This is a genomic window from Hyalangium ruber (genome assembly GCF_034259325.1).
Taxonomy (GTDB): domain Bacteria; phylum Myxococcota; class Myxococcia; order Myxococcales; family Myxococcaceae; genus Hyalangium_A; species Hyalangium_A rubrum.
Genome location: NZ_JAXIVS010000018.1, coordinates 102,491 through 117,283, shown reverse-complemented (window position 1 = coordinate 117,283; position 14,793 = coordinate 102,491). Strand labels below are relative to the sequence as shown.

Below are 14,793 nucleotides of genomic sequence, written 5' to 3'. Positions count from 1 at the left end.
CCATGCGAGCCATGGACGTCCTCGAGCGGTTGCGGCAGCTGTCTCCTGGCACGGCGAACCTCCTGCTGAGCGCCGCGCTGCCCCGAATCATCCCCGCGGCGGGCGGGCTGGGGCTCAAGGTGGAGGAGGTGTCGGACACGCGCGCCCACATCTCCGTGCCGCTCAAGCGGCGCACGAAGAACCACGTGGGCGCTCTCTACTTCGGTGTGCAGATGACGGCGGCGGAGCTGACCGCGGGCCTGTGGCTCCTGCGTCGCTTTCCGCCCAACGCGTACCGCTCGCTCGTGAAGCGGGTGGAGGCGGACTTCCGCTCCCAAGGCCGGGGCAAGGTGTATGCCCTCTGCGAGCCACCCGCCGAGGTGTTCTCCGCGTTGGAGGGCGCGCTGCGCCAGAAGGGTGACAAAGCCGAGGCGTGGCTGCCCGTGAAGCTGCTGGCCGAGGATGGCACCGTCGTCACCGAGGTGCGCTTCCTCGACGCGGTGAAGAAGCTCTGAGGGAGGTCAGGCCGCGCGCTGAAGGAACCGGGCGTAGCGCTCTTCCAGGAACTGCTCGCGAGGCCAGTGGTCTTGCCGGACGGGCTTGATGATGGGCTGTCCATCAAAGGCCTTGAGCGCATGTTCCAGGGTAGGGCCGTCACGTGTCTCCCGAAGGGTGGGAGCCAACTCGATGTGCCCATCCGGGCGGATGCCCAGCAGATCCGCGTCGAAGGCGCCGTGATGGAGGTGGCACAGGGCCAGTCCGTTGGGCACCTCGGGAACGCCGCGCTCATCCCGGTCGGGGAGGATGTGCGCTGCCTGGAGCAGCTCGGGGCGGGGGAGGCGGCAGATGGCGCAGCGACAGCCGTAGGCATCGAGCACATGGAGCCTGAAGGTCTCCTGGTGGATGCGCTTCTTGGCCTGGACGGTGATGTACCCACGGCGGATACGGTCCGCCGTCGCGTCGTGGAGCGCTGTCCCGGGAGGTTCGACCGGCAAGGCTTCGTCCGCGACGACTTCACAGGTGAGGGTTTGGGGCTCGAAGCGGGCAATGTACGCGGGCCAGATGGGGCGATACATGCCGGGCGCCACGCCATAGAAGTAGATGAGCGGGGCCTTGAGTGCTTCGGCCCTGGCGAGCAACTGGTTGGAGTGATTCTGGGGATCCTCTCCCTTGAAGCGGTAGAAGAAGGCTCCATCATCCGAGGCGATGTCGTCGTAGCGGGCAATGCGCCCCCGCCGAGGGACGGTGGTCTTGATGGACAGCGCCCCGCCTTGCATCTGCCGTGGTCGGAAGATGCCCTCTGCCTTGGTTGCGAAGTAGAGGGGCTCACCACGAAAGCTGAAGCCTTCGGCCACCTTGTCCCAGGGCAGCACCCCACCGTGTAGCCGCGTCAGCTCGGCGAGCCGCTGGAACGCGGCCTGCCGAATGGGCCAATCAGGATCGGTGCTGGAGAAGGAGGAAGCGGGCATGCCCTGGGAGCAGGCACAGCATAGCGCGACTCCAGAGGCCCCTGCCTGGCAACCGCCTACGTGGCGGGACGCGAGAAGATGATGCCGTCGACCAGCGCCTCGGTCAGTCGCTCCAGATGCGTGACAGGCACGTCCTGCAGCGTGACGTAGGTGATGTCCTTGAGGACCCTCGCCTTGACGTTCGTCCTCGAGGGCTCTTGCCCGGTGAAGTGCCGGGCGATGCTCTCGCGCAGGGCCTGAACCCGAGCCTGGTCCTGGTCCGGCAGTGGCGTGCGGTCCTGCTCGCGCTTGGACTTCACCGCCAGTTTCAGCTCTTCCAGGGTGCAGTCGGCAAAGAGCTTCTGCTCCACGGACTGCCCATCTTCCGTCGGCACGTTGATGGGCGTGGGGCCTGGCTCTTCTCGCGAGAGCTGGAGGGCATTGGCCTTGGCGTAGGTCAGCAGTGCGCTCAGCCGGTACACGCCGTAGTTGACGCAGGCCGTCTCGGTGAAGGCTCGCGCCACGGTGCCGCACATGCTGAGCATCGCCTGCGAGAGCACCTTGACGTGCTGGCTGAAGTAGACCTGGGCGTTCTTGTACCCGCTCGTCTCCGCCAGCTTCTTCCCCACCACGTAGTTGTAGATGTGGCCGATGCGGTGGTGGTTGATGTTCGTCTGCTCCGCGAGCTGGAGCAGGGCGTCACGTGCCTGTTCCAGCGTCATCACCGTGGTTGCACTGCTATCTATACCGGGATTCATGTCGGTCCTCCTTTGGAGTGCTGCGCTGACACCACGTCAACGCGGCGAGCCCGCGGCAGTGCAGTACACGTGCCAGAGCAGCGCTCCTTCGGAGGCAAGGAGATGCGCTCGCAGGCGTCCAAGCGGCTGGACTCCTGCGTCTCACGGCGTGGACGGTTGCGGTCAGGTCACTTCTAGAGGTCTAGAAGTGACTTTTTCGCACCGGGCTCAGCGCGGCGCTTCTTCCGCCAGGAGGAAGTCGGCCACGTCCTTCCAGAGCTTCTCGAACTGGGGACGACGGAAGCCGGAGCCGGAGATGAGCCAGTCCACGTGCGGCGGCTGGTGCGAGGGCTGGTCGAAGTGCCCGATGGCGTCCAGGTGGTCGGCCCGTACCGCCCCAATCACCTTGCCGTAGACCTGCGAGCGCGTGGGGACGATGCCATCACACGCCTGCAGCCCCGGCAGGGCCCCGAAGGCCTCCACCAGCGCCGCGGTCTGCTCCGGCGTGTGCGGCGGAACCCTGTTCAGCGGCATGCGCTGCGTCTGGCCGTAGACGAACGCGTACACCGTGTGCGTGATTTGCGCGTACGGGTCGAGCCCCGCCGAGAACCGGGTGCGCAGCGAGGGCGGCCGGGCCTGCGTCACCACCGAGCCGTAACGGACCCCGGGCCGGTCCGCGCACCCCGCGTTGAACAGGTCGATTCCCTCGGGCGTGAGCTGGGGAATGAGCGAGGTGTCCTTGCCCACGTCCCCTAGGAAGCGCGAGAGCGCCTCGCGCCGGTCCGCCGAGAAGTCTCCCAGCAGTTGGTCGAAGAGCTGGTCCAGGATCGTCTGCTTCCAGCCGAGCTGATTATCCGCCCGCGCCAGCAGGTGCCCCAGCCGGAAGGCCACCTTCAGCGGCAGCCGCCCGAAGCGCAGCACGTACACCGTGAAGAGCGTCAGCAGCTTCAAGAGCTGCTGGCCAAACAGCCCCAGGAAGAAGGACGCCAGGGGCGTGCCCGCGTGCGGCGTGGACACCGTCACCACCGTGCGTACCCGCCGTGCATAGGATTCCAACTCCAGCCCCTCGCGCAGCGAGGCCCCCGGGCTGACGAACAGCCGCGAGTCCAGCCCTCCGGTGGAGTGGCCAACGAGGTGGATGGGCCCCTCGTCCGCACTGGCGGTGGTCTGCACTCCCGTGAGCAGGTCCGCGGCCCGCTGCCGGATGGAGGCCGTAGGGTGCGAGAGGATGTTCACCACCTCCGCCTCCACCCCCCGCCGGGCAAACTCCGCCTGGAGGAAGTCTCGGACGTGGCCGAAGTAGACCAGCTCCCCCAGGTTGGTGAAGCCGAAGAAGCCGGGGACCAGGTAGATGTAGTGCTTCGCGGGCATTCGGGTACACCTTCCGGCCTCTTGGCTCGCGACTCAAGTCCCATGCGTGGCCAGGCGCATGGAGTTGACGCGGGCATCCTCCCAGGAAAGAACAGGCGCCCCCGTCGATTCCCGCAAGGACGCCCGCCCGTGTACCGCCTTCTGCTCGCCCTTGGCCTGCTGCTGTCCCTCTCCGCCCGCGCGGAGGAGGGGATGTGGACCTATGACGCCTTCCCTTCCGAAGCCGTGAAGCGAGCCTACGGCTTTGCTCCGACGCAGGCCTGGCTGAACCAGGTCCGCCTGGGCTCCGTGCGGCTGGCGGGTGGGTGCTCGGCCAGCTTCGTCTCCCCCCAGGGGTTGGTGATGACCAACCACCACTGCATTCGCGGCTGTGTGGAGGACCTGTCCTCGCCGCGCAAGGACCTGCTGGCCACGGGCTTCGTCGCGCCCGAGCCGAAGGATGAGCTGCGCTGCCCCAAGGTGGAGGCCAATCAGCTCGTGGAGATGACGGACATCACCGCGCGTATGAATGCCGCCACTCAGGGGCTCAGCGGCGCGGCCTTCAACACAGGCCTCAAGGCGGAGATGGCCAAAGTGGAGGCGGCGTGCGCCACCGGGCCAGAGGTGCGCTGTGACGTGGTGACGCTCTTCAACGGAGGCAAGTACCACCTTTATAAGTACCGCCGCTTCCAGGATGTGCGCCTGGCCTTCGCCCCCGAGTTCCCCATGGCCAGCTTTGGGGGAGACCCGGACAACTTCAACTTCCCCCGCTATGGCTATGACGTGGCCTTCCTGCGCGTGTGGGAGAATGGCCAGCCGGCCCAGAGCCCGCACTACCTGCCCTGGGCGAAGCAGAGCGTGAAGGAGGGGGAGCTCGTCTTCGTCTCCGGCCACCCAGGGGGTACCGAGCGCAAGAGCAGCGTGGCGGAGCTGGAGTTCCAGCGGGACGTGGCGCTGCCCTACACCCTGCTGCACCTCTCGGAGCTGCGCGGCATGCTGCGCGAGTTCTCCAGCGGCTCGCCGGAGCGCCTGCGCACCACCCGCGCGCGGCTGCGCTCGGTGGAGAACGGGCTCAAGGCGCTGCGCGGTCGGCACCAGGCGCTGGCGGACCCATCGCTGCTCTCCCTGAAGCGAAAGGAGGAGGCGGCGCTGCGGGCCCGGGTGACCGCCAACCCCAAGCTGAAGGCCTCCACTGCGGGGGCCTGGGAGGAGGTGGCCAAGGCGCTGCAGGTGTACCGCCCCATGCTGCCCGAGTACCGCATGAAGGAGGCGGGAGACGGCTTCCAGTCCGAGCTCTTCACCCTGGCGAGGCATCTGGTGCGCGCCGCAGAGGAGCTGCCCAAGCCCAACGCGGAGCGGTTGCGGGAGTACACGGATGCTCAGCTCCCCACGCTTCGCCAGCAGTTGCTGCGCGAGGCGCCCATTCCCGAGGAGCTGGAGGTGGCCACGCTGGCGTTCAGCCTCAACCGGCTGCGCGAGACGCTGGGCGCCGACGAGCCCTTCGTCCAGGCGGTGCTGGGCCGCGAGGCTCCGGCGGAGCTGGCGCGCGCGCTGGTGACGGGCTCGAAGCTCCGGGACGTGAAGGTGCGGCAGGCGCTGCTGGAAGGCGGCAAGGCGGCGGTGGAGGCCTCGGAGGATCCGATGGTGGTGCTGGCGCGCAAGGTGGACGCGGCGGCACGCGCGGCGCGCAAGCGCTACGAGGACACGGTGGAGGCGGTGCTCAAGCGCAGCAATGAGCGAATCGCCCAGGCGCACCTCGCGGTGTACGGCACCACGGGTTACCCGGATGCCACCTTCACCCTGCGCCTGAGCTACGGCGCGGTGAAGGGCTGGGAGGAGAATGGCCGCGCGGTGGCGCCCCTCACCACCTTCGCCGGTGCGTGGGCCCGCCACACCGGCAAGGAGCCCTTCCGGCTGCCGGACTCGTGGCTGGCGGCTCAGGGCAAGGTGCCTCAGGAGACGCCGCTGGACATGGCCACCACCAACGACATCATCGGCGGCAACTCCGGCTCGCCCGTGGTGAACAGGGACGGGCACGTGGTGGGGCTCATCTTCGACAGCAACCTGCACTCGCTCGGGGCCCGGTACGCCTACGTGCCTCAAACCCACCGCGCGGTGGCCGTGCATGGGGCGGGGTTGCTCGCCGCGCTCGAGCATGTCTACGCCGCCCAGCGCCTCGTGGAGGAGCTGCGCGCGGCTCAGCCCCGGTAGGGGTTCGCCCACCCCGCGCTTCCTCAGAGCCTGAGGCCTCCCGTCGCGCTCGATGGAGGCCTTGTCCGACACCGGACTCGCCAGAACCGCCTGCCCCCGTGGGTTGCCTGGCCCAGTGTGAAGCTTGGAACACACAGGGTTGTGCGTCGCGTCAGGAATGAGCAGCTCTCATCCTACCCAGCAGGGACAGTTTCACTGCGCGCCCCTGGCACCGTGAATCTGTTCTTGGGTTAACATCCCTGCCAGCACTGGGGGGGAATGGAGGCTTCTCTGATGGAAGCGCCTGAACCCGAGAAACGCCAAGTCACCGCCATCATGTCTACCGCCATGGTGGGTCCTGGCTCGCAGCTACAGTCACTGGAGTTCCCGCTCCTCGAGGAGCATGCACGCCTCGTGCGGGAGCTGCTTCCGCGGCATGGTGGCCGTGAAGTGAAGATGATGGAGGACGGCTTCCTGCTCGAGTTCGAGCGAGGGCTGTCGGCGGTGCGCTTTGGTGTCGCGCTCCAGGAGCGGGTCGCCGGGCGCAACCGGCTGGCCGCTCCGGATCAGCGGATGGAGCTGCGCGTCGGCGTCCACCTGGGGCCGGTCGTCCATCAGAATGGGGAAGTCTTTGGCGAGGGCGTGAACCTGGCGGCGCGCCTCGAGGCGCTCGCCCAGCCCGGCACCCTCTATGTCAGCGAGGCGGTGGCGCGCGAGGTGGAGGGCCACCCCCTGCCGCCAGCCCACCGACTGGGGCGCTCGGAGCTCAAGCGCATCCGCCTGCCGGTGGCGGTGTTCCGCATCGAGCCCCGGCGCAACGTCGTCCGCCCGGCGCTCTTCGCGCGCTTCCGTTCGCTCTTCTTCACCCAGCGGCGCGCCAGCAGTTGAGCGCCGGCACATGGGCGCTAAGGTGCCGCCCATGTCCGACATCACCCTCATCGTCGCTTCGAAGAACTACTCCTCCTGGTCGCTGCGGCCGTACCTCGCGCTGGCCCACACGGGTCAGCCCTTCCGCGAGGTGGTGGTGGCGCTGGATGAGCCCAACACCGCCGCGGAGATCGCCCGCTACTCGCCCAGTGGCCGGCTGCCAGCGCTCCAGCACGGCGCCATCCACATCTGGGACTCGCTGGCCATCTGCGAGTACCTGGCGGAGACGTTCCCCCAGGCGCGGCTGTGGCCCGAGGACAAGGCCGCTCGCGCCATGGCTCGCGCGGTGACGGCCGAGATGCACTCGGGCTTCTCCGCGCTGCGGCAGAACATGAGCATGGACCTCCACGCCCGGAAGCCGGGCAAGGGGCGCGCCCCGGGCGTGGCCGAGGACATCGCCCGCATCCAGGCGCTGTGGAACGACTGCCGCTCGCGCTTCGGCCAGGGCGGGCCCTTCCTCTTCGGGCACTTCTCCATCGCCGATGCCTTCTACGCCCCCGTCGTCACCCGCTTCGTCACCTATGACGTGGAGCTGGACGCAGTGGGAAAGGCCTACCGGGACGCGGTGCTCGCCCTGCCGGCGCTACAGAAGTGGACCGAGGCCGCCCGGTCCGAGCCGCCCGTGAAGCGCTACCTGTAGCCCTCCGCCTCTACAGGCCGAGCGCCTTGAGCTGCGCGTCGAAGTGGGGTGCATCCGTGAAGAGCTGGCCACGGATGCCCAGCGCGTTGGCCGCCTCGACGAACTCGGGCAAGTCATCGAAGAAGGCGGCCTCGTGCGGCGCGCAGCCGGCTCGCTCCAGGGCGAGCTGGAAGAAGGCCGGCTCCGGCTTCACGTGCCCCACCTCGCAGCTCATCAGCACCGCGTCGAAGCGCTCGAGCAGCGGCAGCTTGGGCCGCACATAGGCCACGTGCAGGGCGTTGGTGTTGGACAGCAGCACCCGCTTCACCCGGCCCTCCAGCGCCGCCACCTTCGGCAGCACCGCCTCGTGCAGCGTGAAGTGGCAGCTCCACAGCGGGGCGAACTCCTCCATCGGGAGCTCCACCCCCAGCGTTTTGCACACGTCGCGGCGGATGCCCTCCGCGTCCAGCTGGCCCCGGTTGGCCGCCGTCCACCCCGCGCCCGCCAGCCGCTGCCCCACCTCCGTCCCCGACAGGCCCGCCCGCGCGCCCAGCCCCGCGAAGAGCTTCGCGTTGTCGTGGAAGACGAGCACATTGCCCAGGTCGAAGATGAGGACGCGCGGTGGGGTCATGTCAGGAGACTCGGTAGCTGCGCGCCACGTGCTGCATCTGCTCGGCCACCTCCTGGAGGGCGCGCGTGGCGTTGGTGGTGGCCTGAAGGCTGTTGACCGTCTCGTTCATCATGGTCGACAGGTCTGTCACCGCCCCGAAAATCTGCGCAATGCCCGCGTTCTGCTGGCTCACGGCGGCGGCGATCTGCCGCACGGCCGCCGAGTTGTCCTGGACGATGGTGGACAGCTCCTTGAGGTTCTCACCGCTGGAGCGCACCTGCTCCAGGCCCTCCTCCATGCGCGTGTAGCCCAGCTCCGTCATCTTCGCCGTGGAGAGAATGGCCTGGCTGATGTCGCCGAGGATGTCGCGCACCCGCTCGGTCGCCTGGATGGACTGGTCCGCCAGGGAGCGAATCTCGCGGGCCACCACGCCGAAGCCCTTGCCGTGCTCGCCGCTGCGCACCGACTCGATGGCGGCATTGAGCGCCAGCATGTTCGACTGGTCCGCCAGGTCCTTCACCGTTTGGGTAATGCCGCCAATCTGCTGGGTGCGCTCGTTGAGCTGGGCGATGCGGTGCGCCATCTGCGCCACCTGCGCCCGCAGGTCCTCGAAGCCCCCGAGGCTGCCGGAGATCGCCGCCTCGCCCGAGCGCCCCACCTCCTCGGCGCGGGAGGCCACGCTCAGCACCGCCTCGGCCTTCTCGGCCGCCAGCAGGCTCGTCTGCTTGATTTCCTGCGCCGTCACCTGCGTCTGCTGGATGGCGGCGGCCTGGCGGGCGATGTTCTTCTCCTGCTGACGGTTGGCCTCCTTCAGCTCGGCCACGGTGTCGTTGAGCACGCGCATGCCGTGCTGCAGGCCCGCGTTCGTCTCGCGCAGGTGCTCCAGCATCCGGGCGAACCCGCTGGCCAGCTCGCCCACCTCGTCGGCCGTCTCGCGCACCGGCAGCTGCTGCGTCAGGTCCCGCTCCTGGGTGACGCGGCTCACCATGTCGCTCAGGGCCGTCATGGGCCGGGTAATCGTGCGCGCCAGCAGGAACGCGCCCGCCGCCGCCCCCAGGGCGAAGAGGAACGACAGCCCGAAGCTGAGCAGATCCAGGCGCGTCACCGACTGGTACGCCTCCGCCGGGTCCACCTGCGCCACGAAGCGCCAGCCATCGCCCACATCCGGCAGGGTGGGGGTGTTCTCCACGGTGGCCGGCAGCATGGCGACGTTCGAGTGGGCGCCCTCGCCGCGCGAGTCGAAGATGACGGTGTTGTCGGAGCGCACCACCTCGATGACGAAGCTGCTCTGGGAGCGCCGGCTGGCGCGCGCGAGCGCCGGCTCCACCACCTTGCCCAGCTGCCCCCAGTCATAGGCCGCCATCAGCACGCCCAGCGGCTTGGCCTCGGTGGGGCTGAACACGGGGGCCGCCAGCGGCAGCACCCGCGCGCCGAAGGCCGGGTCCTCCCCGGTCGTGAGCCCCGCGTCCGTTACCCGCTCCTCGCGCGCCGACTGGAACCAGGGGCTGGCGAGCACCTCGGCCTCACGCCCCGCGTAGGCCTGGCGCAGCTCGGGAGAGCTGGCGGAGAGCAACTGCCCCTCCAGGGTGAAGAAGGCCAGGCCTCGGAAGGTGGGGGAGCGGCGCAGGAAGGCCGCCAGCTCCAAATCACTCTCAGTGTAATTGCCCGCCTGGAGCGACGCGCGCAGGGCATGGTCGCCCGCCCAACTCCGTACGTTGGCTTCCCGCTCGATGAGCGTGGCCTCCACCATGTCGCGGAGTCCGGCGGCTTCTATCTCCAACGTGTCCTGGACCTGCTGTTGGATGCGGTGCCGGGCCCCGATGGACTGGACCCAGGCCAGCGCGAACAGCGGCACCACGGAGACCAGGGTGGTGTAGAGCGTCAGGCGCCCACGCAGTTTGAGAGTGCCGAGGAGAGGAAGTTTCATTTCGCCCAGGAGGGGTGAACTGGCGGCAGAACAACCCCCAGTTCGACCTGGGTGCCGCCTACCCTCTCCCGAGCGTATCAGACCCTAGGAGCCTCTCCGCTAGCTCCCTACCTATAAAACAGGGACCCGGTTGGGAAGCTCCCGGGCGGGCACGTTGGAGAAGTCCGCGTCCAGGTCCAACACCAGCCGTTGGAGGACCCGCTTGCTGAGCGCCTTTCGCAGCCTACCCAGGAATTCCGGAGGGGCGGCGATGATGAGGCGTTCGAAGGTGTGGTGGTCCACGCCGCGGTCCAGGCGCTGCGAAAGTTCCCGGGCGAAGCGGTCGTGCTCCAGCTCTCGGCGGCCATCCGGCTCCGTCTCCGGAGGAGGGCCATGGAGGGTGCCCGCGTTGGGGTTGTCCCGCTGCTCCTGCAAGTCCAGGTTGTGCGCCCGGCTCTCGTCGTGGCGGAACTCCTCCAAGAGGTTCCAGTCCTCCCCCTTCTCGTCCGCGGAGAAGAGCCGCACGCGGCTCGCGTTACCCACCAGAATCCAGAGCTTGTCCGCCATCGTCATCCTCCTTTGAAGGAGGGTGCGGAGTGCCACCGGGCCCGGCAAGCTTGCGGAAGGCGGCGGCACCTGCGCTGAGTGCCGGGGAGGCGAGCACACGCAGCGGGGTCTTCTCCTGGCCCGCCTGCCTGGCGTATGCCCGAAAGTGCCGGGGGGAGGCCCCGGCCGGAGAGGGCTCATGCGAGAGATGGGTGAAGCGGCGGCTGGCTGGTTGGTGGGCAGGCTGGCGGAGATGGAGGAGGCGCTCGCCGCGCTGGTGTCGGTCAACTCCTTCACGGAGAACGCCTCGGGTGGGCGCGAGGTGGGGGCCATTCTCCGGCAGGTGTTGGTGATGCCGGGGCTGATGGCCGAGGTGGTGCTCAGCAGCCGCTTCGCCGATCACCTCGTGTTCCGCTCCCTGGGCCGGCCGAGCCTGCAGCCGGTGGCGCTGGTGGGGCACCTGGACACCGTGTTTCCCCCAGGCAAGTTCGAGGGCTACCGCCAGGACGGGGCGCTGCGGCGAGGGCCCGGGGTGCTGGACATGAAGGGCGGTCTGGTCGTCATCGCCTGGGCCCTCAAGGCGCTGGCGGCCACGGGCGGGCTGGAGGCGCTGCCTCCGATTCGGCTGGTGGTGGTGTCGGATGAGGAGGTGGGCTCCCCCGAGGGCCAGCGCGTCATCCGCGGCGCCATCGGCGGGGCGGACTCCTGCCTCGTCTTCGAGTCGGGCCGCGCCCAGGACGCCATCATCACCCGGCGCAAGGGCACCGGCGCGGTGAAGGCGGTGGCCCATGGCAAGGCGGCCCATGCGGGCAACGCGCACCAGGAGGGCGCCAACGCCATCTGGGCCCTGGCGCGCTTCATCGACGGCGTGCAGCAGCTCACCGACTACCCCCGAGGGCTCACCGTGAACGTGGGCCGGGTGCTGGGCGGGCAGGGGAAGAACACCGTGCCGGACCGCGTCGAGGCGGACGTGGACCTGCGCTTCGCCACGCGCGCGGAAGGCGAGGAGCTGCTCCAGCGCTTCCACGAGGTCGCCGCGCGAGCCGGTGCCAGCGTGCCGGGTACCCGGCTGGAGCTGTCGGGAGGTGTAGGCCGCGAGCCCCTGGAGCGCACCGAGGCCTCCGCGGCGCTCATGGCCGCCTATGGCGCCTGTGCCCACGCCTCCGGGCTGGGGCAAGGCGAGTCGCCCATGGTGGGGGGAGGCTCGGACGCGAGCACCTCGTCCTCCATGGGCATCCCCTCCATCGACGGGCTGGGGCCTCGCGGCAAGGGGTTCCACACCGTGGAGGAGTACATCGAGGTGGACACGTTGATCCCCAAGGCCCAGGCCCTGGCGCGCTTCCTGGCCTCTCGTGCCGCGGAGCCGTCCCTGTGAGTAATTCCGTGGGGCGGCGCGGCGAGGTAGAACGTCGGGGTATGAACACCCGTGCCGTTCTCTCTCCCGGCCTGCTCGCGCTCACGTTGCTGCTGGCGGCTTCCACCGCCCAGGCCCAGCAGGACCAAGGAGGAATGGGGTTGGACCTGTCCGGCTCCGACTCCCAGTCCGAGTCCACCGACACGCAGGAGTCCGCGGAGCAGGCGGGCATCGGCCTGGACATCAGTGGCGATGTCGCCAAGACGGAGCTGCTGCCGCGCGTGGTGCTCCTGGGCCTGGACACGCCCGAGCGGGCGGGCGCGGCGCAGTCCGGCCGTTGGATCAAAGCGCTGTATGGCGCCCTGAGGACCACGGTGGCCCAGGCGCTGCCCGGCGCCTCCATCAAGGATGCGCGGGAGCGGCTGACGGAGGACTACGCGACGGCGCTGCGCTGCGCGGAGGCCTCGTGCCTGTCCGGGCCCGCCGAGACGCTGGACGCGGACCTGCTCGTCACCTCGCGCCTGGCGTTGGAGGACGACGGGTGGACGTTCCGGCTGTGGACGTTCGACCGGGACCGCAACAAGGTGGAGACGGACTCGGTGACGGGCCGCAACCCGCGTGACGCGAAGTTCATCAAGGCGAGCGCGGACCTGCTGGCGCAGCGGGTGCGGGGGCTGGCCCGGCCGCGGGCGGTGCTCAAGGTGAACGTCAACATTCCTCAGGCGGTGGTGCGCCTGGGCGAGCGGACCCTCGGCGTGGGCAGCCTCGAGACGAAGGTGGCGCCTGGCCAGGGCAACCTCATCGTCGAGGCGGACGAGTTCACCCCGTTCGCGAAGACGGTGTCGCTGCCGCCCGGGCAGACGACGACGGTGGAGGTATACCTCCAGGCCGCCAACCAGGTGTCCGACGGCCCCTCGGAGATGGTGGCGGAGGCGGCGCGCAAGTCCTCGGGGCCGACAATCTTCGGCCGGCCGGCGCTCTACACGGCGGTGGTGGGAATCCTCGCGGTGGGCGCGGGCATGGTGGTGGGGCAGGGGGCCAAGAAGATCGCCTCGCGCGCGCCGGACACGGACGGCAACGGCATCGCGAACATCACCCGCCAGGAGCGCCTCGACGCGCAGAACCAGGCCAATCTCTCCACGGCCCTGGTGGCCGGAGGCGCGGCGGTGGCGGGCGGCAGCGTGCTGTGGCTGGCGCTGGTGCCCACGCGCAGCGCGCCTCCTCCGGCGGAGGCCCCCGCGGTGGCTCCCGCTGGCGGTAGCGGAACCGGTACTCGCAGCTCGCTTCAACTCTTCCTCGGCGGGAACTTCTGAACATGAAGGCGCTCTATCTCTCCTTGAGCCTGGTGCTGTGTTGCGTCGTCGTCGGCGCCGCGGCGGGCTGTTCCGTCAACTTCCCGGACGAGCTGCCCTACGCCTGCGAGCAGGACTCCGACTGCGGGGGCAAGGGCTACATCTGCTCGGCGCTGCCGGACACGCGCAAATACTGCTGCCTGCCGCAGGTGGGCGAGCTGTGCAACCAGCTCGATGATGACTGTGATGGGTCCATCGACGAGCTGGACACCGAGCCCTGCTACGACGGCGCGGAGGCGACGCGCAACGTGGGCACCTGCCGCACGGGCAGGCCCGCCTGCGGCCAGGGCAACATCGTCTGCGTCGGCCAGGTGCTGCCCACGCAGGAGGTCTGCAACGGCAAGGACGACGACTGCGACGGCTCGGTGGACGAGGACTTCGACTTCCAGTCGGGCCCCAACAACTGTGGCCGCTGCGACCAGGTGTGCTCGAACATCCAGGACTGCGTGGCCGGCCAGTGCGTGCGCCGCCGGGAGACGACGTGCGACAACAACCTGGATGATGACTCGGACACCTTGACGGACTGCGCGGACTCGGACTGCAACGGCCTGCCCGCGGGACCGGGCGCCCAGTGCATCAGCGGCAGGAAGGGCGAGGCCGAGTGCAGCAACACCCTGAATGACGATGGGGACTTCGCCTCTGATGGGACGACGCCCCTGACGGACTGCGCGGACTCGGACTGCGACGGCAAGTCGTGCGGCACGGGCTGCATCTGCATCGGCGGCACCAAGGGCGAGGGCGACTGCGGCAACGAGAGCGCGCCCAACGTGGGCATCGACGATGACGGAGACAGCGCCGCCAACTGCGCCGACAGCGACTGCGCCAACAAGGCGTGCGGGGTGGGGTGCCGCTGCCTGAACAACGCCAAGACGGAAGAGGCGTGCGACGACAACGCGGACAACGACACCGACACGAGGACGGACTGCGCCGACACCGACTGCGCCAACGAGTCCTGCGGCGTGGGCTGTCTGTGCCAGAGCCTGGCGAAGGTGGAGGTGGCGTGCTCGGACGGGCTGGACAACGACGGCGACGGCCTCATCGACTGTCAGGACCCTCAGTGCGACACGCAGATCTGCACCACCGGCGGCAGCGGCGCGGTGTGCAGGCGCCGCTCCTGCACCGAGGTCATCTGCAACGACACGCTCGACAATGACGGGGACGGCAAGTCCGACTGCCAGGACCCGGACTGCGAGGGCGTGACGTACTCCAACGTCAGCAACAACGCGCTGGTGTGTACGGTGGCCAATGGCCCGCAGGAACTCAACTGCACCGACAACCGGGACAACGACGGCGACACCCTCATCGACTGCCGCAACAACGGTCCGGGCGCCGAGCCCAACTGCCTCACCGGCATCTGCGGCGTGGGCTGCCAGAACAACAACACCGTGGGCAGCGCGTGCAACGTCAAGGTCGAGACGCTGTGCGACGACAACGTGGACAACGACGGTGACGGCCAGCGCGACTGCGCCGACACCGACTGCAACACCAAGTCGTGCAACTTCCTGGGCGGCTGTGTGTGCAACGGCACCACCAAGAAGGAGACCATCTGCAACGACCGCATCGACAACGACGGTCTGGAAGGGGCCGACTGCTCGGACCAGGTCGACTGCCCGCAGAGCACGGTCTGTCAGAAGACGGACGGAAGCGCCGGCACGTGCAACGGCAACCGGCAGTGCATTTGAGACCCGGGTGACGTGTAGGTGTCCTCCGGCGAACGGCGGGGATGATCCAGCGCCTCTCGTTTAGAAAACGAGAGGCAGACTGGGTTGCCGGGG

At 69.0% G+C, this 14,793-nt stretch carries 13 protein-coding genes; 7 read left to right on the top strand and 6 right to left on the bottom strand.

Going from position 1 to position 14,793, the window contains the following annotated elements; genetic code table 11:
* Positions 1-2: 2 nt before the first annotated feature.
* Positions 3-494, top strand: a complete 492-nt coding sequence (locus SYV04_RS37815; protein ID WP_321550920.1) for a DUF4442 domain-containing protein — start codon at positions 3-5, stop codon at positions 492-494.
* Between the two features lie 6 nt (positions 495-500).
* Here SYV04_RS37815 and SYV04_RS37810 read toward each other — a convergent pair whose 3' ends face one another.
* The 3 genes from SYV04_RS37810 to SYV04_RS37800 form a co-directional block, all read right to left on the bottom strand.
* On the bottom strand, positions 501-1,448 hold the full coding sequence (locus SYV04_RS37810) for an HNH endonuclease (protein WP_321550919.1): 948 nt from the start codon (positions 1,446-1,448) through the stop codon (positions 501-503).
* 56 nt (positions 1,449-1,504) lie between these two features.
* Positions 1,505-2,185: a hypothetical protein gene (locus SYV04_RS37805; protein WP_321550918.1), complete on the bottom strand. Its 681-nt coding sequence runs from the start codon at positions 2,183-2,185 to the stop codon at positions 1,505-1,507.
* Between the two features lie 207 nt (positions 2,186-2,392).
* On the bottom strand, positions 2,393-3,535 hold the full coding sequence (locus SYV04_RS37800) for an esterase/lipase family protein (protein ID WP_321550917.1): 1,143 nt from the start codon (positions 3,533-3,535) through the stop codon (positions 2,393-2,395).
* Between the two features lie 129 nt (positions 3,536-3,664).
* Here SYV04_RS37800 and SYV04_RS37795 point away from each other — a divergent pair, with 129 nt between their 5' ends.
* From SYV04_RS37795 to SYV04_RS37785, 3 genes are all read left to right on the top strand, one after another.
* Complete coding sequence (locus SYV04_RS37795) at positions 3,665-5,725, top strand: S46 family peptidase (protein ID WP_321550916.1); 2,061 nt, start codon at positions 3,665-3,667, stop codon at positions 5,723-5,725.
* 273 nt (positions 5,726-5,998) lie between these two features.
* Entirely contained in the window at positions 5,999-6,592 is a 594-nt protein-coding gene (locus SYV04_RS37790) for an adenylate/guanylate cyclase domain-containing protein (RefSeq protein ID WP_321550915.1), read from the top strand.
* Positions 6,593-6,623: 31 nt separating this feature from the next.
* Positions 6,624-7,271 (top strand): glutathione S-transferase family protein, encoded by a 648-nt coding sequence (locus SYV04_RS37785; RefSeq protein ID WP_321550914.1) that lies wholly within the window; start codon positions 6,624-6,626, stop codon positions 7,269-7,271.
* A 10-nt stretch (positions 7,272-7,281) separates the two neighbouring features.
* Here SYV04_RS37785 and SYV04_RS37780 read toward each other — a convergent pair whose 3' ends face one another.
* The 3 genes from SYV04_RS37780 to SYV04_RS37770 all read right to left on the bottom strand — a co-directional run bounded on the left by SYV04_RS37780 (position 7,282) and on the right by SYV04_RS37770 (position 10,333).
* The gene (locus SYV04_RS37780; protein ID WP_321550913.1) at positions 7,282-7,881 is read right to left on the bottom strand and encodes an HAD family hydrolase; all 600 of its coding nucleotides are present in this window, start codon (positions 7,879-7,881) and stop codon (positions 7,282-7,284) included.
* Position 7,882: 1 nt separating this feature from the next.
* Positions 7,883-9,787: a methyl-accepting chemotaxis protein gene (locus SYV04_RS37775; protein WP_321550912.1), complete on the bottom strand. Its 1,905-nt coding sequence runs from the start codon at positions 9,785-9,787 to the stop codon at positions 7,883-7,885.
* Positions 9,788-9,898: 111 nt separating this feature from the next.
* Entirely contained in the window at positions 9,899-10,333 is a 435-nt protein-coding gene (locus SYV04_RS37770) for a host attachment protein (protein ID WP_321550911.1), read from the bottom strand.
* 178 nt (positions 10,334-10,511) lie between these two features.
* Here SYV04_RS37770 and SYV04_RS37765 point away from each other — a divergent pair, with 178 nt between their 5' ends.
* From SYV04_RS37765 to SYV04_RS37755, 3 genes are read left to right on the top strand one after another with little or no spacing between them, the layout of a single operon-like run.
* Positions 10,512-11,687, top strand: a complete 1,176-nt coding sequence (locus tag SYV04_RS37765) for a M20 family metallopeptidase (RefSeq protein ID WP_321550910.1) — start codon at positions 10,512-10,514, stop codon at positions 11,685-11,687.
* A gap of 41 nt (positions 11,688-11,728) precedes the next feature.
* Positions 11,729-12,979: a PEGA domain-containing protein gene (locus SYV04_RS37760; protein ID WP_321550909.1), complete on the top strand. Its 1,251-nt coding sequence runs from the start codon at positions 11,729-11,731 to the stop codon at positions 12,977-12,979.
* A gap of 2 nt (positions 12,980-12,981) precedes the next feature.
* Positions 12,982-14,700: a MopE-related protein gene (locus SYV04_RS37755; protein ID WP_321550908.1), complete on the top strand. Its 1,719-nt coding sequence runs from the start codon at positions 12,982-12,984 to the stop codon at positions 14,698-14,700.
* The last annotated feature ends 93 nt before the right edge of the window (positions 14,701-14,793 follow it).

Coding starts and splice junctions, on each gene's coding strand:
- SYV04_RS37760 (WP_321550909.1), top strand. CDS start 11,729: ATGAACACCCGTGCCGTTCTCTCTCCCGGCCTGCTCGCGCTCACGTTG.
- SYV04_RS37780 (WP_321550913.1), bottom strand. CDS start 7,881: ATGACCCCACCGCGCGTCCTCATCTTCGACCTGGGCAATGTGCTCGTC.
- SYV04_RS37790 (WP_321550915.1), top strand. CDS start 5,999: ATGGAAGCGCCTGAACCCGAGAAACGCCAAGTCACCGCCATCATGTCT.
- SYV04_RS37815 (WP_321550920.1), top strand. CDS start 3: ATGCGAGCCATGGACGTCCTCGAGCGGTTGCGGCAGCTGTCTCCTGGC.
- SYV04_RS37755 (WP_321550908.1), top strand. CDS start 12,982: ATGAAGGCGCTCTATCTCTCCTTGAGCCTGGTGCTGTGTTGCGTCGTC.
- SYV04_RS37775 (WP_321550912.1), bottom strand. CDS start 9,787: ATGAAACTTCCTCTCCTCGGCACTCTCAAACTGCGTGGGCGCCTGACG.
- SYV04_RS37800 (WP_321550917.1), bottom strand. CDS start 3,535: ATGCCCGCGAAGCACTACATCTACCTGGTCCCCGGCTTCTTCGGCTTC.
- SYV04_RS37805 (WP_321550918.1), bottom strand. CDS start 2,185: ATGAATCCCGGTATAGATAGCAGTGCAACCACGGTGATGACGCTGGAA.
- SYV04_RS37785 (WP_321550914.1), top strand. CDS start 6,624: ATGTCCGACATCACCCTCATCGTCGCTTCGAAGAACTACTCCTCCTGG.
- SYV04_RS37765 (WP_321550910.1), top strand. CDS start 10,512: ATGCGAGAGATGGGTGAAGCGGCGGCTGGCTGGTTGGTGGGCAGGCTG.
- SYV04_RS37810 (WP_321550919.1), bottom strand. CDS start 1,448: ATGCCCGCTTCCTCCTTCTCCAGCACCGATCCTGATTGGCCCATTCGG.
- SYV04_RS37770 (WP_321550911.1), bottom strand. CDS start 10,333: ATGGCGGACAAGCTCTGGATTCTGGTGGGTAACGCGAGCCGCGTGCGG.